Origin of the sequence: Ruminococcus sp. OM06-36AC (assembly GCF_003438725.1) — a bacterium.
GTDB classification, from domain to species: Bacteria; Bacillota; Clostridia; order Oscillospirales; family Ruminococcaceae; genus Ruminococcus_C; species Ruminococcus_C callidus.
On sequence record NZ_QSTT01000002.1, the window covers coordinates 15,869 to 36,953 of the forward strand.

Here is a 21,085-nt window from a genome sequence, read left to right on the forward strand (position 1 = left end):
GTATTTCCTCTTTATACGTCCAGATTCTGCACATAGCGTGCATTCTTCTCGATAAACTCCTTACGGGGAGCAACCTTATCGCCCATGAGGATCGTGAAAATTTCGTCCGCCTTTTCTGCGTCCTCCATGTCCACGCGGATCATGGAACGGGTTTCCGGATTCATGGTGGTTTCCCACAGCTGTTCGGAACTCATTTCACCCAGACCTTTGTACCGCTGTACGCCGACCTTGGCAGTGCTGCCGTCGACATCGGCGAATTCCGCAATGTACTTGTCCCGTTCGGCTTCGTCGAATGCGTACTTGTACTTCTTGCCCTTGAACACCTTGAACAGCGGCGGCTGTGCCAGATAGATGTTGCCGTTGGTAATCAGCGGCCGCATGAACCGGAAGAAGAACGTCAGCAGCAGGGTGCGGATATGCGAACCGTCTACATCGGCATCTGCCATGATGATGACTTTGCCGTACCGCAGCTTCTGAATATCGAAGTCCTCGCCGATGGAGGTGCCCAGTGCAGTAACGACCGGCATCAGCTTTTCGTTGCCGTAAACGCGGTCGATACGAGCCTTTTCCACGTTCAGCATCTTGCCCCAGAGCGGCAGGATCGCCTGATAGCGGCGGTCACGTCCCTCCTTGGCGGAACCGCCCGCAGAGTCACCCTCGACGATATACAGTTCCGTGCCCTCGGTGGACTTTTCCTGACAGTCTGCCAGCTTGCCGGGGAGAGAAGCACTCTCCATGGCGGACTTGCGGCGTGCCGTTTCCTTTGCCTTCCGAGCCGCTTCCCGTGCCACCTGTGCGGACACGCTCTTGTCGAAAATTGCCCGTGCCACGGTGGGATTTTCCTCGAAGTAGCTCATCAGCTTATCAAAGACCATTTTCTCCACGAAGGGCTTGACTGCCGGATTGCCCAGACGGCCCTTGGTCTGTCCCTCGAATTCGCACTCGGTCAGCTTGACGGAAACGATCGCCGTCAGACCTTCCCGCACATCATCGCCCAGAAGCTTCTGTCCGTCCTTGAGCAGACCGAACTTTTTGCCGTATTCGTTGATGACTTTGGTCAGGGCATTCTTGAAGCCCACCTCGTGAGTACCGCCGTCGGCGGTGTGAATGTTATTGGCAAACGAGAGGATCATCTCGTTGTAGCTGTCGTTGTACTGGAGAGCCACTTCTGCGAAAGCGTCGCCGTCCATGCCGGAAACGTAGATCACGTCTTCCGACAGAGCTTCCAGACCACGCTTCTGGTGGAGATATTCCACGAACTGGCGGATACCGCCCTCATAGTGGAGCACTTCCGTGCGGGGTTCTGCTTCGTTCCGCTTGTCGGAAAAGACAATGCGGATACCGGCATTCAGGAACGCCTGTTCCCGCAGCCGCTTCAGCAGAATTTCATAGTCGTACTCAGTAGTTTCCTCGAAAATTTCTGCATCTGCCTTAAACTCGACGGTGGTACCGGTTTCGGTGGTGTCCCCGATCACACGGAGCAGTTCGTCATAGCTGCCGCGGTGGAACTCCTGAAAATACACGTGTTTGCCGTCCTTGACGGTCAGCTTCAGCCATTCCGACAGGGCGTTTACGACAGACGCACCGACACCGTGCAGACCGCCGGAAACTTTATATCCGCCGCCGCCGAACTTACCGCCGGCATGGAGAATGGTATACACGACAGTTGCCGCAGAGATGCCCTCTTTCGGGTGAATGCCTACCGGAATACCGCGTCCGTTATCGGATACGCGAATGACATTTTCCGGCAGAATATCTACAGTAATTTCGGTACAGAATCCTGCCAACGCCTCGTCAATGGAGTTGTCTACGATCTCGTAGACCAAGTGGTGCAGTCCTTTGGGACCAGTCGATCCAATGTACATGCCCGGACGCTTTCGAACCGCCTCCAGACCTTCCAGCACCTGAATCTGATCCTCCGTATAATTCTGTGCACTTTGTTTCATTTCTTCTGTCATATTTGATTCCCTCGATTTCCCGCCGAAGCGGGAGTAGTTTGGATTTCGAATGATTTCTTTTTACGGCAGACTTCTGTGGAATCCACAAAAATTCGCCGTGTATTTCCCTTTTTCACAGCTTCAAACAAGTTTTCCACAACGTTTTCAACAGTCTGTGGAAAACGGAATTTCAAGCAGTTTCGGGACGATTTTCCACATCGCCGGTCAGCATGCCGTCTTTCAACAAAAACCGCTTGCCGTTCTTTGGGGAAAGCAGGGATTCGGGGTGACAGGTAGTCACAAAGACCTGCATCTCCTGCACAATGGTGGAAACCACAGCCTGACGAGCCTCGTCCAGTTCGCCCATGACATCGTCCAGCAGCACCACCGGTGATTCTTTCCGGCGTTTGCTGTAGATCTCCGCCTGTGCCAGCTTCAGAGCCAGAGCCAGACTTTTTTTCTGCCCCTGCGAGCCGAATTCCTTTGCGGGCTTGCCGTCAATGGCGAGGAGCAGGTCATCCCGATGAGCCCCGCTTGCCGTATGTCCCAGCAGCAGGTCGGAGCTGCGGCTCTGCCGCATTTTTTCGCCGTACTGCTGCACCAGTTCCGGTGTCCGCGTTTCCGGCAGGGTGTCCTGTGCGTCTTTTCCGAACACGCTGGACTGATAGTGAAGGGAAACGGTTTCCCGTCCCCGTGCGATCTGGGCGTACAGCGGCACGCAGACTTCCGCCAGCCGCCGGACGTAGATGCCCCGCTGGACGGCGATCTCGGTGCCCAGCTGTTCCAGCTGTCTGTCCCAGATCTCCAGAAGTCCTGCCGCCTGTGCCTCCGGCAGCCGTTGTTTCAGCACAGCATTTCGCTGCTGCAACGCCAGCTGATACCGCCGCACCAGCCCCAGCATAGGGGCGTGCAGCTGGGCACTGCACAAGTCCAGAAACGTCCGCCGCCGTTCCGGACCGCCCTCTACGAGAGAGAGGTCTTCCGGCGTAAATGTGACGCAGTGGAACACGGAAAACAGGGCACTGCTTTTCTGGGGAACATCGTTGCACCAGATCTTTTTTTCCGGTACGGTACCGGAAACCATGCACAGCCGGACAGACTGTTCCCGTCGGGCATCCTGGAATTTCGCTTCGACCTGCAAATTGCCGCCGGAAAAGGGGAGATAGTCCCGTTCCCGCGTACCGCGAAAGCTGCGGCAGCCGGTGAGTGTCCAGATTGCCTCCAGCAGGTTGGTCTTACCCTGTGCATTTTCGCCCAGAATCAGATTATAGGACGGATCGGGAATCAGGGAAACCCCCTTGAGATTCTTGAAGCCGTCCACGGACAGGGCAGTCAGTTTCATGCTTCTGCCGTCACCTGTACCGTAAATTTATCGACGGATACCGTATCCCCCGGGCGAATTTTCTTGCCACGCATGGTGCAGACTTCGCCGTTGACTTTCACGGCTCCCTGCTGCACCAGTTCCTTGGCAAATCCGCCGGTATCGCAAAGTCCTGCGAATTTCAGCAGGGAATCCAGTTTAATGAATTCCGTGTGAATGGATACAGAAATATGTTCTTGATTTTCAGCCATATATACCTCCTATTTCCTGCCAGTAGCAGGTGACAGGTCAGCTTGTTTCTCCACTGAGGATAATGTGTAATCTTCGGGTGATGCATTGCCGCATAGTACAAGTGAAACGCGGGCTCTTTTCTTTTTTTGCTTCTTTTTTTCTTTTCAGTAAAGAAAAAAAGAAGCGTAACTCTTTGTGAAACCGGTTGGCTGCTGTGGCGGCAAACCCCTCCACCAGCTTCGCTGGTCCCCCTCCCCTTTCAGGGGAGGCTTGTAACTGTAAGCTTGCAAACGCCGTACAAAATAACATTGACCACCTACACCAGAAAACACTTGAATACTAACATTACCGATACAGGCAAGGGCAACTAGCGGCGTTGGCAAACCCCAGGCGGACAGCGAGGAACGAGCGAATTCCGCCGGACGGTTTCGATGCGGCTGCCCCAGAAAATTGCTGTCCTCGGGTAAGTCCGCGGGGCGATGTGGGCATCGCTCCCTACACGTTCCAAGAGATTCTGCCATAAAGCCCAACATATCAGGAGCAGCTATTGGCAACCGGCGTTGGCAAGCCCCAGGCGGACAGCGAGTGCAACGAGCGAATTCCGCCGGACGGTTTCGATGCGGCTGCCCTAGAAAATTGCTGTCCTCGGATAAGTCCACGAGGCGATGTGGACATCGTCCCCTACACGTTCCAAGAGATTTCTTCGTAAAATCCAACACATTAAGAAAAGGTTTCCCCTCAGCAGCACTGTCCTTGTTTCACGTGAAACATTCTGTATGACACGCTTATCCCCGCAGCTGGATCGGCATCAGCAGGAAAATGAAGCTTTCGCCCTGCGGCGGAACCAGTTTTGCCACGCGATTGCCGCCGCTCAGCTGGATTTTTACCTTGTCGCAGTCTGCCGCACGGACAGCGTCCAGCAGAAAACGGTTATCAAAGCCGATGGTGACATCTTTGCCGCTGATCTCCACCGGAATTTTGTCGTTGATCTCACCAATACCGGTCTTGCACCACACGCCAAGACTGCCGTCGGCAAACGTGCAGCGAACCGGTGCGTTGTACTTACCGCTGATCAGCAGGGAGCAGCGTTCCAGACAACGGGTCAGGGCACTGGTGTCCACGGTGATCTCAGTTTCATAGCTGGCAGGAATGCTGCTGCGGTAGTTGTGGAACTCGCCCTCCAGCAGGCGGGAGAATACCGTATAGCCGTTGAATTCGAATACCACATGCCGCCGGTCCGCAGAAATGGTGCAGAGTTCCTCTGCGTCATCGTGGAGCATGTTTGCCACTTCCAGCAGCATCCGTTTGGGAACCACAAAACGGTAATTCTCCGCACTGGAAATGGGTTCCTGCCGGACTGCCAGCCGGTAGCCGTCAATGGCTGCCACATGAAGGGTATCACCCTCCACCTCAAACAATTCGCCGGTGAGCACTGGTTTTGCCTCGCTGACAGAAGTTGCATAACTTGTCTGGCGAATCATGGAATTCAATACCGGCTGTTCGATCTGCATGCCGACGTTCAGATCCAGACTGGGCAGAGCCGGATATTCCTCAGAGGACATGGCGGAGATCTGAAACTCGGTGGCATCACAGAACAGTTTTACCACATAGTTGTCATCCACTTCCATGGTTACTATATTGCCGGAGAACCGGCGGACAGCCTCACTCAGCAGACGGGGAAGGATCACAAATTCGCCGGAGCAGTCTGATTCGACTTCAATGCTACGCTGGATCCCGAATTCCAGATCATAGCCGGTCAGTTCCAGATTGTCGTGATCCAGCCGCAGCTTCAGGCGTTCCAATGCCGGAATGGTGGATTTTTGAGAAACACCCTTTGCCACATGGGTAATGGCAGTATAGAATGTTTGTCGGTCACAAGTAAATTTTATCATGGGTCGTCTTCCTTTATTCAGATCCAATGGATCGTTCAATTTTGAATGGGGTTCGGAACGTGTGTCCCGGACAACGCTGTATTCGTTTTGTATCTGTGTTGTCCGATGTCTTTCCGATTGTCCTTTTGCAGTCACTTCGCGGACAGAAAACGTCACGCAGTTCAGCCGCGTTTCTTGCTTTTGCAGCTGTATCACGGACAGTTTTTTGCTGTCCGTCCACAGTGTACAGCACATGCTATCCGCTGTTTTTTGCAGCGAAGCTGCGAAAAGACAGAATACAAAGAAAAGAATATATAGTAGTAATAATAGAGGCTCCGGAAAAGTGGAAACCACAGATTCTCCTCAGAATTTCGGGCAAATCTTTCCCACAGACCGCCTGTGGAAAGTTTCCGGAAAAGTGGAAAGCTTTTTCCACACGGGAAAAGTGGAAAGTTTGTGGAGTGGAAAACAAAAGTTTGTGGAAAAAATCGTGGAAAACCTGCCGCACTCGAAATACCGCTTCCACAAGCTGTGGAAAACACATTCCACAGCTTTCTACCACAGATTCCACAAGCCCGCTTCTATAGCTGTTAAATGCTGCGGACACAGCGGGCACTTTTTCTGCACATGGATTTTCAACAGACTGTTGAAACACATGTTGAAAACTTGCCGACACCGGTGGAATTCCTGTGGAATCGGCAAAAAAGCACTGCAAAATCCTGTTTTCCACATGTTCTGCAGTGTCCTTTCCCAGTTCTCTATGCGTGGCTTTTGTTGCGGATATTTTTGATGGTGTCCTCGACCAGCTGCTTCAGATGGTCATCGTGCTTCATTGCCGTTTCAATGTTGCTGATGGAGTAGACAATGGTGGAGTGGTCACGGCCGCCGAATTCCGTGCCGATCGCCTGCAGGGGCATCTGGGTGATCTCACGGACCACATAGATCGCCACCTTGCGGGCAGTGGAGATCTGGCTGGAGCGTTTGCTGCTGCGAATATCCTCCGGAGAAACGCCGTACACGTCAGCCACTTCCAGAATGATCTTCTCCACGGTGATCGGAGCCGGCTGGTCGTCGCTGAGAATGTCCTTGATGACGCTCTGTGCCATGGAAATGGACGGGGGCGAACCTGCCAGATGCTTCAGGGCTTTCAGCTTCTTGACGGCACCCTCCAGCTGCCGGATGTTGGTTTTCAGACGGTTGGCAATAAACTCTGCCACATCGTCGGGAATGTACAGATCCAGCAGTTCTGCCTTGCGGCGGATAATGGCGATACGGGTTTCAAAGTCCGGTGTGCTGATGTCGGTGATCAGGCCCCACTCGAACCGGCTGCGGATACGTTCTTCCAGCGTTTTCAGTTCCTTGGGCGGCTTATCCGAAGTGATCACGATCTGCTTGCCCTCAGCGTGGAGCTTGTTGAACGTGTGGAAGAATTCCTCCTGCATGCGTTCCTTGTTGCTGAAAAACTGAATGTCGTCGATCAGCAGCACGTCGGCGTTCCGGTACTTGTCGTGGAACCGAGCCATGTTGTTGTCGTTGATGCAGGAGAGGAAGTCGTTGCCGAATTCTTCACTGGTGACGTAAATGATCTTGTATTCAGGGTGATTTTCGTGCACCTGGTTGGCAATGGCGTGCATCAGGTGAGTCTTTCCCAGACCGGAGGGACCGTAGATGAACAGGGGGTTGTAGTTCTTGCCCGGTTCTTTTGCCACGGCGGTGCAGGCAGCGTAGGCGAACTCATTGGAGCCGCCGACAATGAATGTGGCGAAGGTGTACTCATAGTTGGCACCCTCAAAGCTGTGCTCCAGTTCCTCGTGGCGGCGTGCCAGTTCATCGTAATCCTTGGCGTTGCTGTTTTCGGAAAGCGGGTTGTCATTTTCTTCCGGTGTGACGACATTGATCTGGATCTTGACATCCAGTCCCAGCACGTTGAGAAATGCCTCTTTCAGCAGGGCATTGTAGGTGTTCATAACAACGGTTTTCTGGAACTCTGACTGTACGGTGAACACTGCCACCGAGCCGTCCAGCTGTACCGGCTTCATAATATCGATCCAGAGCTTCATGGCAGCTTCTGAGATCCGGCCCTCTTTCCGGCAGTACTGTTTGACACTGGAGAAGGCTTCATCAATTGAATTCATAAATGGGGGATCCTCCTTATGTAACTTCAAAGCCTGTCCGGCAGGATCTGCGGGGATCTCCGTGGTCTGCCGGACAGGCGAATTCTGCGGAACGGTGGTTGTGGAAAACCGTTTTCCGCAGACTTTCCACCTGTCTTTCAACAGGTATTCTTAATATAATAGTATACCACATCATCTGTGGAAAATCAACCCCTATTGTGGAAAACTTTATGAATTCCACAAAATTTCCACGTGGAAACCTGCGGAAACTGTGGAGAGCAAAAATGGACAAAAAACGGGCGTTTTCCACAGGCGGTGCAGCGTGGAAAGTCGCCAGACGCTCTTTGTGCGGTATTGCCTTCAGGCAGCAACGGCAAAACGCGGGCACCGGAGCCGGCTACCGCGTTGCCGGAATGCCGTCCTGCTCCGGAACGCTGGGGCAGCCGGCGGAATTGTCTTTGTAAAAAACGTCAAAAACCGACAAAAAATCCGTGCAGCCTGCCCAAAACAGCTGTGGAGAACCTGTGGAAAAAGAAAAAAAGCCGAAAATTTCGCAAAAAAGTTTGCCGGAGGGCTTGACAAATAAAACGGAATCCGCTATAATATATGGTAAATGGATTCACGCAGACAGGCTCGTCCGGTCTGGGTGGACTTCCAAGGAATCTGTGGGACGGCAGTTCTGCCGTCTGAGCGAGAAAGGAGGTACTGTTTTGAAGAGAACATATCAGCCGAAGAAGATTCATCGGAAAAAGGTGCATGGCTTCCGCAAGAGAATGGCCACTGCGAACGGTAGAAAGGTTTTAGCTCGCAGAAGAGCACGGGGCAGAGCAAGACTGAGCCACTGATCGAAGTCGGACCACAACGCCATTGGTTTGTGGTCTTTTGTTTTTTCGAGGAGCGTATTCTGAATTCGCCGATGTGCCGGCTGCGGAAAACTGACCCATACCGCCATGGTACAAGGTCAGACAGTCCGCCGCCGGCACACGGAAGATTCGGAGTACGCTTTTGCTTTTTCCGGTAAAAACCGTCAACAGGCTCTGAACACAAAAAGATGGAGTGCAAGCAATGGAGAAAACAGTGATCCTCAACCAGAATCGGGACTTTCAGCTGCTGTATCAGCGGGGAAAAAAGATCGCATCGCCGTATGCAATCATTTATCTGCGAAAGACCAGACGAAAGTATAACCGGCTGGGCATTACCGTAGGGAAAAAAGTCGGGTGTGCCGTAAAACGCAGCCGTGCCCGCCGTGTGATCCGGCAGGCATATCGGGAAACCGAACACCTGATGCCGGTGGGAATGGACATGGTCATTGTGGCGTTGCCCTCTATTGTGGGCATTCGCTCCACACAACTGCGTGACTATCTGGCAGGAAGCGGCGTTCGCCGTATCCGTAAACTGGTGGAACCGCCGTCGGAAGGGGGAAAAACGAAATGAGGTATCTGGCGGCGGCACTGATCCGCCTGTACCAGAAATTCTCCCGCCTAACTCCGGCTGTGTGCCGGTTTTATCCGACCTGTTCCTGTTATGCACAGACTGCGATCCTGCGGTTTGGTGTGCTGCGGGGCGGCTTTCTCGCTCTGCGGCGTCTGCTGCACTGTCACCCGTGGAATCCCGGCGGTATCGATTACGTTCCGGAACATCTGGATCCGCCGCGGGAAGTCTTCGGGCGGTATGTGCGGGCAATACGACACAACAGAAAGGGTTAAACAATTTTATGAGTGATTTTTTATATGATCTGTGCGGAAAGCCGTTCGGCTGGATCATGCGTCTGATCTACGACTTGGTAGACAACTATGCTTTGGCGATCCTGTTGTTCACGATCTTCACCAAGCTGATCCTGTTTCCCATTTCGTATAAGCAGCAGAAAAATTCCGCAAAAATGCAGCGGTTCAATCCGAAGCTGGAAAAGCTGCGGAAAAAGTATAAGGACGACCCCAAGAAGATGCAGGAAGAACAGATGAAACTGTATCAGGAGGAAAACATCAACCCCGGTGCTTCCTGCCTGCCCATGTTCCTCCAGTTCTTTATCCTGTTCGGCATTCTGGACGTTGTATATAAGCCCCTGTCCTTTATCCTCAAAATGAAAGACAGCGTGATCTCCAGTGCTTTTGAGATCGTCCAGAATGTCAATCCGGAACTCGCCAAGCAGGGCACCAGCCTCCGGCGGGAACTGGCGATCCTGAGTGCACAGCACAGCGATGCCGGTGCATTCCAGAGCGTGCTGGGGGACAACCTCTCCGCAAAGATGACCGAATTCTATGACAAGTTCAACCTGTTCGGCATCAATCTGGGCGAAGTGCCGTCGTGGCACCCTGACGTGTGGAACGCTACCGCGATCGGCTTGTTCCTGATTCCGGTGCTGTCCGGCGTGCTCCAGCTGGCACTGACCATTTATATGCAGATCTACCAGAAGAAAAAGAATCCCGCCATGCCGAATATGGGCTGCATGAACATCATGCTCTATGCAATGCCGATCTTCTCCGTCTGGTTCGCATTTCAGGTGCCGGCAGGTGTCGGCTTCTACTGGGTATGCTCGTCTTTCTTCTCCCTGATCCAGAGCGTCGGTCTGAACTGCTACTTCACCAAGGAGCGTATCGAGGCGATCTGCGAAAAGGAAAACCAGAAGAACGCCAAGAAATATGCCAACGGCAAAAAGAGCTTCATGCAGCGTATGATGGACGTACAGCAGGGCAATGACGTCATGAACCAGCGGGAAAAATATGTAGAAGAAACCAAGGATATGTCCCGTTCGGAACTGAACAAGTATAACCAGCAGGTGCTGAAAGACGCACGGAAACGCATGGCAGAAAAGTACGGCGAAACGTATGACGAATCCGACAGCACTGAGGACAGCGGCGATCAGAAATAATCGTCTGCGAAAAATCAATTACTACAGTTCACAGGGAACCGCCCTGTGAAATCCCATTACCAAGGAAAGGGATGAATGAGAATGAAAGAGATTTTCACTGCAAAAAGCATCGAAGAAGCAAAGCATCTGGCGGTCGAAAAGTTCGGCGTTTCTGAAGACCAGATCGTGTTCCGCATTCTGGAAGAACCGAAAAAAGGAATTTTCGGAAAGGTAAAGCGGGAAGCACAGGTAGAAGCAGTGTACGAAGCAGCAGAAGAAGCTGCACCGGCAGAAACCACAGAAGCCAAGGCTCCGGAACAGCCGGAAGCCCCGCAGCCGCAGGCAGAAGCCGCACCGGCAATGCCGGTTTCCCGACCGGTACAGGAAGCGGTTTCTTCCGTGGAGGAGATCATTATTGACAAGGACGACAATTCGCCCACACGGGGCATGGAGTCCGAAGCGATCGAAACCATTCTAACCGAGGGCGAAATGTCCCCGAACCTGCTCCGTGCAAGACAGTATATCGCAGACATTTACGCTGCCATGGGCATCACCGTGACCATCAGCACCATGCGTACCGCAAACGGCATTCGCATGGAACTTCGCAGCGATAATAAAAGCGGCACGATCATCGGCAGACGAGGCGAAACACTGGATTCCATTCAGTATCTGGCATCGATTCTGGTGAATAAGGACAGCGAGGATTACTGCCGCCTGCTGCTGGACAGCAACGGCTATCGGGAAAAGCGTCGCAAGACACTGGAACAGCTGGCAGAAAAGATCGCACGGAGCGTGCTCCGCAGCGGTCGTTCCACCACGCTGGAACCCATGAATCCCTATGAACGCCGCATCATTCACAGCAAGATCTCGGAGATCGAGGGCGTGACTTCCAAGAGCGTCGGCGAAGATCCGTACCGGAAGGTCGTAGTTTCTTCTACCACCGGCAGACGCAGCGGCGGAAACCGCGGCGGCAAGGGCGGTCAGAACCGCGGGGGCAAGCGTCCCTATCGGGAAAAGAAGCCGGAAGATTTCCGCCGGAAGAATCTGGATTCCATGAAGACCAGCTTCGAACGGGATTATAAAAAGCCGAAGCCGGAGGACGAACTTAACACCGGCTTGTACGGCAAGATCGAATTCTGATCGGAAACTGAACGCAGATCACAGAACGGATTGTAGCAATGCAGTCCGTTTTGTTGTATCTGTTTGGAATGTGTAGAAGGCGATGCCCACATCGCCCCGCGGATTTATGCATAAGCCTCCCCTGAAAGGGGAGGGGGACCAGCGAAGCTGGTGGAGGGGTTCTTCCGTGCAGTATAACTTCTCATGCAGCCATGTCGAAACCGTCCGGCGGAATTCGCTCGTTGCACTCGCTGTCCGCCTGGGGCTTGCCAACGCCGGTTGTTGTCCTTGCCTGTACGTGTAGTGTTGGCTCTTTGAGGTGTTGCTTGTGCAAGCGGTCAAGTTTCTTAAATACGGCGTTTGCAAGCTTACATACAGCCTCCCCTGAAAGGGGTGACTTCCCACGGGGTGAGGAGATGCCCGCAGGGCAGAGGGGAATGCTCAGTACGAGGGGAACCGCCGTTAGGCGGTGGAGGGGTTCACCCGTAAAGTGTACTTTCTAGTGCAGCCACACCGAAACCGTCCGGCGGAATTCGCTCGTTGCACTCGCTGTCCGCCTGGGGCTTGCCAACGCCGGTTGTTGCCCTTGCCTGTATCGGTAATGTTGATATTCGATTGTTTTTCTTATGCAAGTGGGTAACTTTATTTCATACGGCGTTTGCAAGTTTGCATTTCTAGGCTCCCCTTTAGGGCCCCCGAAGGGCGTGCCTTGTGCTGAGCTGTCACCGCAGGTGACTGAGGGGTTAACTGCTACAACAGCCAACCGGTTTCACAAGGAGTTACGCTTCTTTTTTTCTTTACTGAAAAGAAAAAAAGAAGCAAAAAAAGAAAAGAGTTCGCATTGCACTTGTACTACGCGGCAATGCACCACCCGAAGATTACACATCAACAAAAATCCCCCGGCGGGGCATACAGGCGGCTTGTCCGCCGTAACATTACCCTTTTTACACTTGAAATTGGGGCGTAAGGTCAGCGGCAACTTGCCGCTTTCTTTACTGAAAAGAAAAAAAGAAGCAAAAAAAGAAAAGAGTTCGCATTGCACTTGTACTACAAGGTCAAGTATCACACGAAGATTACACGCCGCAAAAATCCCCCGGCGGGGCAAACAGGCGGCTGCCGCCGCCGTAACACTACCCTTTTCACACTTAAAATTGGGGCGTAGGGTCAGCGGCGACCCGCCGCAGAAGGAGAATCTATTATGCATACCATTGCAGCAATCGCAACCCCACACGCTGCCGGCGGCATTGCCGTGATCCGTATTTCCGGTGATACCGCAATTTCCGTTGCACAGCAGTGCTTCCGGAGTACCGGCGGAAAATCTCTCGCCGAGATGTCCGGCTATACCTGTGCCTATGGCAGCTTTCTGGATACCGCCGGCAGCGAACTGGACGACGGCATCGCCACCGTGTTCCGTGCCCCGCATAGCTATACCGGCGAGGACACCGTGGAATTTTCCTGCCACGGCGGCATTTTTGTTACCCGCCAGCTGCTGGAAACAGTCTACGCTGCCGGTGCTCAGCCGGCTGAAGCCGGAGAATTCACCAAGCGGGCGTTCCTTGCCGGCAAAATGACACTGACACAGGCGGAAGCCGTCATGGACGTGATCGGTGCCGCCGGAAAACGGGAACTGGCATTCGCCCACGCCCAGCAGAACGGAGCACTGTTTCACCGCGTGCAGCAGATCTCGCAGGGCATCGTCCGCAGTCTGGGAGATCTGGCAGCGTGGGCAGACTACCCCGAGGACGAGATCCCCGCAGTGACACCGGAGAGCCTGCACGCTGCCCTCCAGCCGGTGCTGGAACAGCTGGACAGTACCCTTGCTACCTACGACTATGGCAGAATCTTGCAGTCCGGCGTGTCGGCAGTCATTGTGGGCAAGCCCAACGTGGGCAAATCCACTCTGTTCAATCTCCTGTCCGGCAGCCAGCGGAGCATTGTCACGGAAATTGCCGGCACTACGCGGGACGTGGTGGAGGAACAGATCCGGCTGGGCAATGTGACACTGCGGCTGTCAGATACGGCAGGACTGCGGGAAACCGAAGATGTGATCGAACAAATGGGCGTGAAGATCGCCGAGGAACGGCTGGCACAGGCAGACCTGATTCTCGCCGTGTTCGACACCACCCGACCGCTGGACGACGACGACCGCCGCATGCTGGAACAGCTGCCGGAGAAGCCGGTGATCGCGATCCTGAATAAGTCCGACCAGTCTGCACAGCTGGACACGGACGAACTGGAGCCGCATTTCTCCCGCGTAATTACCATGGCAGCCAGAGAGGGCAGCGGGCTGGAGCAATTGCAGCAGGCGGTGGAGGAACTGTTCTATCAGGCAGAAGTCACACCGGAACTGGGCATTGTGGCAAATGCCCGCCAGAAGCAGTGTCTGGAGCAGGCACGGGAGCAGGTGCAGCTGGCACTGGAAGCACTGGACGCAGGGGAACTGCTGGACGCGGTGACTGTCCTGCTGGAAGAAGCCGCTGACGCCTTGCTCACCCTCACCGGCGAACGGGTTTCCGAGGCCGTGGTAAACGACGTGTTCTCCCGCTTCTGCGTGGGGAAATAATGGGGCGGTGACTTCTTGGAATGTGTAGGGGATGCCCACATCGCCCCGCGGACTTGTGCATAAGCCTCCCCTGAAAGGGGAGGGGGACCGCCGCTAGGCGGTGGAGGGGTTCTCCCACAAAGTGTACTTTCTAGTGCAGCCGCATCGAAACCGTCCGGCGGAATTCGCTCGTTGCACTCGCTGTCCGCCTGGGGCTTGCCAACGCCGGTTGTTGCCCTTGCCTGTATCGGTAATGTTGATATTCAGGTGTTTTTTGGTGTAGGTGGTCAAGCTTCTTAAATACGGCGTTTGCAAGCTTACATGCAGCCTCCCCTGAAAGGGGTGACTCCCCACGGGGTGGGGAGATGCCCGCAGGGCAGAGGGGACCGCTCAGTACGAGGGGGACCAGCGAAGCTGGTGGAGGGGTTCTGTGGAATCTTTTACTTCTGTTTCAGGTTTCACAGAAGAATCCCTCAGTCAGCCTGCGGCTGCCAGCTCCCTTTTCAAGGGAGCCTAGGTACAAATGAGCCTCCCTTGAAAAGGGAGGGGAACCGCCGTTAGGCGGTGGAGGGATTCTTTCCCTGCCACAGCAGCCAACCGATTTCACAAGGAGTTACGCTTCTTTTTTTCTTTACTGAAAAGAAAAAAAGAAGCAAAAAAAGAAAAGAGTTCGCGTTTTACTTGTACTACAAGGTCAAGTATCACACGAAGATTACACGCCGCAAAAATCCCCCGGCGGGGCGAACAGGCGGCTTGCTATCCTTGGGCTGACCCGCCGCACAAAAATCTTTTCGCGGGCGAACAGGATTTGTCTGCAATATTTATAAATATTCATATCAATTGAGGTGATACCTATGGAATATTATCACATGGGAACTTATGACGTCGCTGTGATCGGTGCCGGTCATGCCGGTGTAGAAGCCGCCTTGGCTTCTGCCCGCCTTGGCTGCCGCACAGTGCTGTTTACCATATCTCTGGATCAGATCGCCAACATGCCCTGCAACCCGTCTATCGGCGGCACGGCAAAAGGGCATCTGGTGCGGGAGATCGACGCTCTGGGCGGCGAAATGGGAAAGGCTGCTGATGCCTGCTTTCTCCAGAGCCGTATGCTGAACCGCGGCAAAGGGCCGGCTGTCCACAGTCTGCGGGTACAGGCAGACCGCGTTCGCTACCACAACTACATGAAACACGTCTGCGAAAAAACACCCCTGCTGGAGATCAAACAGGCAGAGATCGCAGAGATCCAGACCGAAAACGGCAGAGTGACCGGTGTTGTCACTTCGCTGGGAGCACAGTACACCGTTTCCGCCGCCGTAGTTGCCACCGGCACATATCTGAACGGCAGAATCCACGTGGGACAGGTTTCCTACGAAAGCGGTCCCGATGCGGCTCTTCCCAGCCGTCCGCTGGGAAAAAATCTACAGGAACTGGGGCTGCGAATGCGGCGGTTCAAGACCGGTACTCCCTGTCGTGTCCACCGCCGGAGCATTGACTTTGATGCCATGGAACGGCAGGACGGCGACGAGGACATTGTGCCGTTTTCTTTCGGCTCTGATCCGTCCCGGATGCACAATCAGGTTTCCTGCTACATTACCTATACCAACGAGGAAACCCACCGCATCATTCGGGAAAATCTTCACCGTTCGCCGCTGTTCTCCGGACAGATCGAGGGCATCGGCCCCCGCTACTGCCCGTCTATCGAAACCAAAATTGTCCGCTTTGCCGACAAGCCGCGGCATCAGCTTTTCGTGGAGCCGATGGGGCTGGAAACCGAGGAGTATTATTTGCAGGGCATGTCGTCCTCTCTGCCGGAAGATGTCCAGCTGGCATTTCTGCGGACGATCCGCGGACTGGAACACGTGGAGATCATGCGTCCGGCGTATGCTATCGAATATGACTGCGTAGACCCCACAGAACTGCGGGCATCGCTGGAGAGCAAGAAGATCGCCGGACTGTTCGGAGCAGGACAGTTCAACGGCAGTTCCGGCTACGAGGAAGCTGCCGCACAGGGACTGGTTGCCGGCATCAATGCCGCACTGGCAGTGCAGGGCAAGCCGGCGTTTGTCATGGACAGAGCCACTTCCTATATCGGCACGCTGGTAGACGATTTGGTGACCAAGGGCTGTGAGGATCCCTACCGCATGATGACTTCCCGCAGCGAGTACCGGCTGATCCTGCGGCAGGACAACGCTGACCAGCGTTTGATGCCGCTGGGACACGAACTGGGGCTGCTCTCCGAGGAACGCTATCAGCACATGCTGGAAAAATACCGCCTTGTGGCACAGGAGAAAAAGCGGGTGCTGAAAACCAATCTGGCACCTGCTCCGGAACTGAACGCGTTTCTGGAACAGCACGGCACCTCCGGCATCACTACCGGTTGTAAAGTCGCAGACCTGATTCGCCGTCCCCAGCTGGGCTATGCTGTCATTGCTCCTTTTGACCCCACCCGTCCGGCACTGGAACCGGTGATCGGGGAACAGGTGGAGATCCAGATCAAGTATGACGGCTATATTCCGAAGCAGCTGGAACAGATCGAACGCATGCGGAAGCTGGAAAACCGGAAGCTGCCGGAGGACTTGGACTACACCACCATTCACGGGCTGCGGCTGGAAGCTGCGGAAAAACTGAACGCCCACCGTCCCCAGAATCTGGGACAGGCGAGCCGTATCTCCGGCGTATCACCGGCGGATATTTCTGTGCTGATCGTCTGGGACGCTGCAAAGGAGGGAAATGCATGATGACATACGAAGCGGCGAAGCAGCTGTTTGACGGAGCAGGACTGCCTTTGACGGAGAGTCACTTTGTACAGTTCCAGTGCTATCTGGCGGAGCTGACAGAAACCAACCGGCACATGAACCTGACGGCGATCACCGAGCCGGCAGAGGCTTGGGAAAAGCATTTTCTGGACTGTGCGATCTTGCTGCAAAAGGTGCAGCTGCCGCTGGGGGCGACCTGTATTGACGTTGGCACCGGAGCCGGTTTTCCCGGCATGGTGCTGGCACTGCTGCGGCCGGATTTACAGGTGACACTGTTGGACAGCCTGCAAAAACGCATCGGGTTTCTGGAGCAGACGGCGGCAAAGCTGGGACTTGCCAACGTCCGCTGTATCCACGCCAGAGCCGAGGACGGGGCGAAGCTGCCGGAACTGCGGGAGCAGTTTGACATGGCAACTGCCAGAGCCGTGGCAGCCATGCCGGTGTTGACGGAATACTGCCTGCCGTTTGTGAAGCAGGGCGGCGTGTTTGCCGCAATGAAAGGGCCGTCGGAAACGGCGGAGCAGGCAGAAACAGCGGCGAAGCTGCTGGGCGGCGAGATCGTCGGCGAAGAAAGCTATACTCTGCCCACTGCCGGTGAACGGAAGCTAATCCGGATCCGGAAAACTGCCCCTACCCCGCAGAAGTACCCCCGCCGCAGCGATAAGATCAAGAAACAGCCACTGGGGTGAGATAAGTAGGGGCGATGCCCACATCGCCCCGCAGGCTTGCCCGAGGGCAGGAATTTTCTAGTGCAGCCATGTCGAAACCGTCTGGCGGAATTCGCTCGTTGCCCTTGCTGTCCGCCTGGGGCTTGCCAACGCCGGTTGTTGCCCTTGCCTGTATTGGTAATGTTGATATTCAGGTGCTTTCTGGTGCAGGCGGGCGACTTTTATTTTTTTACGGCGTTGGCAAATAAGCCTCCCCTGAAAGGGGTGACTCCCCACGGGGTGGGGAGATGCCCGCAGGGCAGAGGGGACCGCTCAGTACGAGGGGGACCAGCGAAGCTGGTGGAGGGGTTCTTCCGTGAAGTACATCTTCTAGTACAGCCATGTCGAAACCGTCCGGCGGAATTCGCTCGTTGCCCTCGCTGTCCGCCTGGGGCTTGCCAACGCCGATTGTTGCCCTTGCCTGTATTGGTAATGTTGATATTCAGGTGCTTTCTGGTGCAGGCGGGTAACTTTATGAAATACGGCGTTTGCAAGCAGTATATAAGCCTCCCTTGAAAAGGGAGGGGGACCGCCGTTAGGCGGTGGAGGGATTCTTTCATCGCTACAGCAGCCAACCGATTTCACAAGGAGTTACGCTTCTTTTTTTCTTTACTGAAAAGAAAAAAAGAAGCAAAAAAAGAAAAGAGTTCGCATTCCACCTGTACTACAAGGTCAAGTATCACCCGAAGATTACACATCAACAAAACTCCCCCGGCGGGGCATACAGGCGGCGGCTGCCGCCGTAACATTACCCTTTTTACAGTTGAAATTAGGGCGTAAGGTCAGCGGCGACCCGCCGCTTTCTTTACTGAAAAGAAAAAAAGAAGCAAAAAAAGAAAAGAGTTCGCGTTGCACTTGTACCACGCGGCAATGCACCACCCGAAGATATGACATTTTTATTTTAAGATAAGATTAAGCATTCTCCCCTATAATAGAAGCTGGAAATCTGTATTCTGAAAGGAGGATTCTCCATGAAAATTCTTGTAGTAGAAGACGAAGTCCAGCTGGCGGATACACTGGCGGAAATTCTCAAACGCAATAAATACAACGTGGATACCGTTTTCGACGGTGACGACGGTCTGGAATACGCCCGCACCGGTATCTACGACTGCATCTTGCTGGACATCATGCTTCCCGTCCGCAGCGGCACCGAGATCGTGCAGATTCTCCGACAGGAAAAAAATGCGACCCCGATCATGCTCCTGACTGCCAAGTCCGAAGTGGAAGACAAGATTCACGGGCTGGACTGCGGGGCGGACGACTACCTCACCAAGCCCTTTTCCACCGGCGAACTGCTGGCACGAATCCGTGCCCTTACCAGACGAAAAGGCGAAGTGGAAGTGGATTGCCTGCACTTCGCAGAACTACAGCTGAACCGGCAGACCTATGCCCTGATACAGGGCGAAAACCGCATGAAGCTTAGTCTGAAAGAATATCAGATCATGGAAATGCTGCTGTCCAACCCCGAACAGATCATTCCCAAGGAACGCTTTATCGAAAAGATCTGGGGCTATGAAAGCGATGTCGAATATAACAATATCGAGGTGTATATCTCCTTCCTGCGAAAAAAACTGACCGCAATTCACTCCACAGTGCAGATTCGCACGGCTCGCGGCATCGGCTATTTTCTGGAGAAAAAAGCATGATCCGGCGGGTGCGGCGGCAGTTTATCTGCATTACCATGGCGATGCTGACAACGGTGCTCCTGATCCCGTTGATTGCCCTGAATGTGATTACCGAAGCCATGAGCTACAACCAGACACGGAACCTGCTGGAGCAGATCGCAATCAGTGAAACTGCTGTGCGGCAGATGCCGGACGGTGCTCCGCCGGACGGAAAACGGCCGCAGGAAACCACAGACGCTGTTCCGGCTGCCGGCTCGGATACTTCCACGAAAACTACAGTTACTACCACAGACAGCACCACCACTACTGCGGAAACTACCACCGTCCAGACGGAACGTGCTCCTGCGGAAACCAAGGCGGCAGGAAGCGGTGCTCCGGCTCCGGCGGCAGTGCAGACACAGCCACCCACGCCCCGGCAGACAGCTGCTCCCAAGGCAACGACGGCAGCCCCAAGGGCAACCACCGCACGGCAGACCAAGGCTCCTGTCACGACTACCAAGGCGGTTGTTTCACGTGAAACAAAGCCCGTGGCAACACAGCTGCCTCAGCCTGATCCCCCTCGTCAGACAGAGCCGGATCTGCCGCCTGATCCGCCGCCGTGGTGGGGCTGGGACGATCCGCCTCATGACTACGAGGACAACAGGGAAAATTACGCCGCCCGGCAGCCGGTGCTCTACGCCATGCCGCTGGCAAGTCTGGCACAGTCTGTGCCCATGAACAACGGCGGTCGGAAAGCTCCGCCGTTTCCGGACAAACGGGGCGACGTGGTGACGATCGACCACTTCCTCTGTTTTGCCAACGCCGAGGGCACGCTGATGCGGCTGGACGGTACGGAAAACTACACCGAGGACGATGCACAGACAATGCTGGACTACGTGCTGGAAAAGGGAAAGACAGACGGCTGGTACGGCAGCCTGCAATATTTCCGCAAGGATTACGACAGGGGAACGCTGGTAGTATTTTCCGACCGCAGTGCGGAACAGCTGCTGCTGCACAAGGTGCTGCTGGTCAGCATTCTGGTGTTCCTGCTGATGGAGGGTGTGGTATTTTTGCTGACCATGATCCTGACCAAACGAGCCATGCGTCCCATGCAGGAAACCTTTGAACGCCAGCGGCAGTTTATCTCCGATGCGGGGCACGAACTGAAAACGCCCTTGACGATCATTTCCGCCAATGTGGACATTCTCCACGATGAGATCGGGGAGAACAAATGGCTCAGCTATATCCAGTCGCAGGCGGAGCGAATGCGGGTGCTGGTGGGCGAGATGATGAACCTGACCAAGCTGGAAATGGGGGACAAGGAAAAAGATTTCGTGGACTTCTCTTTGAGCGAAGCCGTTTCCGGTGCGGCACTGCCCTTTGAGGGGCAGGCGTTCGAGCAGGAAAAGCAGCTGGAACTGGAGATACAGGAGGACATTTCCTATCACGGCAACCCTGACCAGATCAAACAGCTGGTGGGTATCTTCATGGACAACGCCCTGAAATACAGCAAGGAACACGGAGAAATTCGGGTGACGCTGCAACAGGTACAGAACAAGAAAACGCTGAAGGTCTATAACACCGGCAAGGGCATTCCGGAGTCGGAAAAGGAGAAGATCTTCCAGCGGTTCTACCGCAGCGACGCGTCCCGTGCCAGAGCCACCGGCGGTTATGGTCTGGGGCTGTCTATCGCCCAGAGCATTGCCGATGCCCATAAGATTCGCATACAGGTGGAATCGGAATACGAACACTGGATATGCTTTATTCTGACATTTTAGAAAATAAATCGGATATGCAAAAATCCCTCTGCGAGTGCAGGGGGATTTTTTTACTTTTGCAGCATTGGATTTTACGAAAGAACCTCTTGGAATGTGTAGGGGAATGCCCACATCGCCCCGCAGACTTGTGCATAAGCCTCCCCTGAAAGGGGAGGGGGACCAGCGAAGCTGGTGGAGGGGTTCTGCTGAAATCTTTTACTCCTGTTTCAGATTTCACGGAAGAAACCCCTCAGTCAGCCTATGGCTGCCAGCTCCCC

At 54.4% G+C, this 21,085-nt stretch carries 19 protein-coding genes; 12 read left to right on the plus strand and 7 right to left on the minus strand.

Annotated elements, in window-relative coordinates:
* Positions 1-11 precede the first annotated feature (11 nt).
* The 6 genes from gyrB to dnaA all read right to left on the minus strand — a co-directional run bounded on the left by gyrB (position 12) and on the right by dnaA (position 7,495).
* Entirely contained in the window at positions 12-1,958 is a 1,947-nt protein-coding gene (gyrB, locus tag DXB92_RS02030) for a DNA topoisomerase (ATP-hydrolyzing) subunit B (RefSeq protein ID WP_278277762.1), read from the minus strand.
* Positions 1,959-2,127: 169 nt separating this feature from the next.
* Entirely contained in the window at positions 2,128-3,279 is a 1,152-nt protein-coding gene (gene recF / locus DXB92_RS02035) for a DNA replication and repair protein RecF (RefSeq protein ID WP_117732131.1), read from the minus strand.
* A complete protein-coding gene (locus DXB92_RS02040; protein ID WP_040648104.1) occupies positions 3,276-3,509 on the minus strand; it encodes an RNA-binding S4 domain-containing protein in 234 nt (77 codons plus the stop codon). The genes recF and DXB92_RS02040 overlap by 4 nt, the downstream gene beginning before the upstream one ends.
* 765 nt (positions 3,510-4,274) lie before the next feature.
* Complete coding sequence (dnaN, locus tag DXB92_RS02045; RefSeq protein ID WP_242986587.1) at positions 4,275-5,381, minus strand: DNA polymerase III subunit beta; 1,107 nt, start codon at positions 5,379-5,381, stop codon at positions 4,275-4,277.
* A gap of 235 nt (positions 5,382-5,616) precedes the next feature.
* Positions 5,617-6,090, minus strand: coding sequence for a hypothetical protein (locus DXB92_RS13310; RefSeq protein ID WP_147330004.1), 474 nt, complete (start codon positions 6,088-6,090; stop codon positions 5,617-5,619).
* 28 nt (positions 6,091-6,118) lie between these two features.
* A complete protein-coding gene (gene dnaA / locus DXB92_RS02055; RefSeq protein ID WP_040648075.1) occupies positions 6,119-7,495 on the minus strand; it encodes a chromosomal replication initiator protein DnaA in 1,377 nt (458 codons plus the stop codon).
* Between the two features lie 263 nt (positions 7,496-7,758).
* Between dnaA and DXB92_RS02060 the strand changes: the two genes are divergently transcribed.
* The 6 genes from DXB92_RS02060 (at position 7,759) to jag (ending at position 11,462) form a co-directional block, all read left to right on the plus strand.
* The gene (locus DXB92_RS02060; protein ID WP_147330005.1) at positions 7,759-7,938 is read left to right on the plus strand and encodes a hypothetical protein; all 180 of its coding nucleotides are present in this window, start codon (positions 7,759-7,761) and stop codon (positions 7,936-7,938) included.
* A 246-nt stretch (positions 7,939-8,184) separates the two neighbouring features.
* On the plus strand, positions 8,185-8,319 hold the full coding sequence (rpmH, locus tag DXB92_RS02065; protein ID WP_084194420.1) for a 50S ribosomal protein L34: 135 nt from the start codon (positions 8,185-8,187) through the stop codon (positions 8,317-8,319).
* A gap of 220 nt (positions 8,320-8,539) precedes the next feature.
* Complete coding sequence (rnpA, locus tag DXB92_RS02070; RefSeq protein ID WP_242986588.1) at positions 8,540-8,908, plus strand: ribonuclease P protein component; 369 nt, start codon at positions 8,540-8,542, stop codon at positions 8,906-8,908.
* A complete protein-coding gene (gene yidD, locus DXB92_RS02075) occupies positions 8,905-9,180 on the plus strand; it encodes a membrane protein insertion efficiency factor YidD (RefSeq protein ID WP_021683034.1) in 276 nt (91 codons plus the stop codon). The genes rnpA and yidD overlap by 4 nt, the downstream gene beginning before the upstream one ends.
* 8 nt (positions 9,181-9,188) lie before the next feature.
* Positions 9,189-10,343, plus strand: coding sequence for a YidC/Oxa1 family membrane protein insertase (locus DXB92_RS02080; protein WP_117732135.1), 1,155 nt, complete (start codon positions 9,189-9,191; stop codon positions 10,341-10,343).
* A 75-nt stretch (positions 10,344-10,418) separates the two neighbouring features.
* Positions 10,419-11,462, plus strand: coding sequence for an RNA-binding cell elongation regulator Jag/EloR (gene jag, locus DXB92_RS02085; protein ID WP_021683036.1), 1,044 nt, complete (start codon positions 10,419-10,421; stop codon positions 11,460-11,462).
* Positions 11,463-11,643: 181 nt separating this feature from the next.
* Here the strand turns inward: jag and DXB92_RS14265 are convergent, their stop codons facing one another.
* A complete protein-coding gene (locus tag DXB92_RS14265) occupies positions 11,644-11,775 on the minus strand; it encodes a hypothetical protein (RefSeq protein WP_278277763.1) in 132 nt (43 codons plus the stop codon).
* A gap of 864 nt (positions 11,776-12,639) precedes the next feature.
* Here DXB92_RS14265 and mnmE point away from each other — a divergent pair.
* From mnmE to DXB92_RS02110, 6 genes are all read left to right on the plus strand, one after another.
* Positions 12,640-14,004 carry a tRNA uridine-5-carboxymethylaminomethyl(34) synthesis GTPase MnmE gene (gene mnmE, locus DXB92_RS02090; protein ID WP_117732137.1) on the plus strand — a complete coding sequence of 455 codons (1,365 nt, stop codon included), beginning with the start codon at positions 12,640-12,642 and terminating at the stop codon, positions 14,002-14,004.
* Positions 14,005-14,852: 848 nt separating this feature from the next.
* A complete protein-coding gene (gene mnmG / locus DXB92_RS02095) occupies positions 14,853-16,721 on the plus strand; it encodes a tRNA uridine-5-carboxymethylaminomethyl(34) synthesis enzyme MnmG (RefSeq protein WP_278277764.1) in 1,869 nt (622 codons plus the stop codon).
* The gene (gene rsmG / locus DXB92_RS02100) at positions 16,718-17,428 is read left to right on the plus strand and encodes a 16S rRNA (guanine(527)-N(7))-methyltransferase RsmG (protein WP_117732141.1); all 711 of its coding nucleotides are present in this window, start codon (positions 16,718-16,720) and stop codon (positions 17,426-17,428) included. Before mnmG ends, rsmG begins: the two co-directional genes overlap by 4 nt.
* 68 nt (positions 17,429-17,496) lie before the next feature.
* A complete protein-coding gene (locus DXB92_RS13450; RefSeq protein ID WP_181976860.1) occupies positions 17,497-17,655 on the plus strand; it encodes a hypothetical protein in 159 nt (52 codons plus the stop codon).
* 762 nt (positions 17,656-18,417) lie between these two features.
* On the plus strand, positions 18,418-19,092 hold the full coding sequence (locus DXB92_RS02105; RefSeq protein WP_117732142.1) for a response regulator transcription factor: 675 nt from the start codon (positions 18,418-18,420) through the stop codon (positions 19,090-19,092).
* Positions 19,089-20,828, plus strand: a complete 1,740-nt coding sequence (locus DXB92_RS02110; protein WP_117732145.1) for a HAMP domain-containing sensor histidine kinase — start codon at positions 19,089-19,091, stop codon at positions 20,826-20,828. Before DXB92_RS02105 ends, DXB92_RS02110 begins: the two co-directional genes overlap by 4 nt.
* Positions 20,829-21,085: the final 257 nt, after the last annotated feature.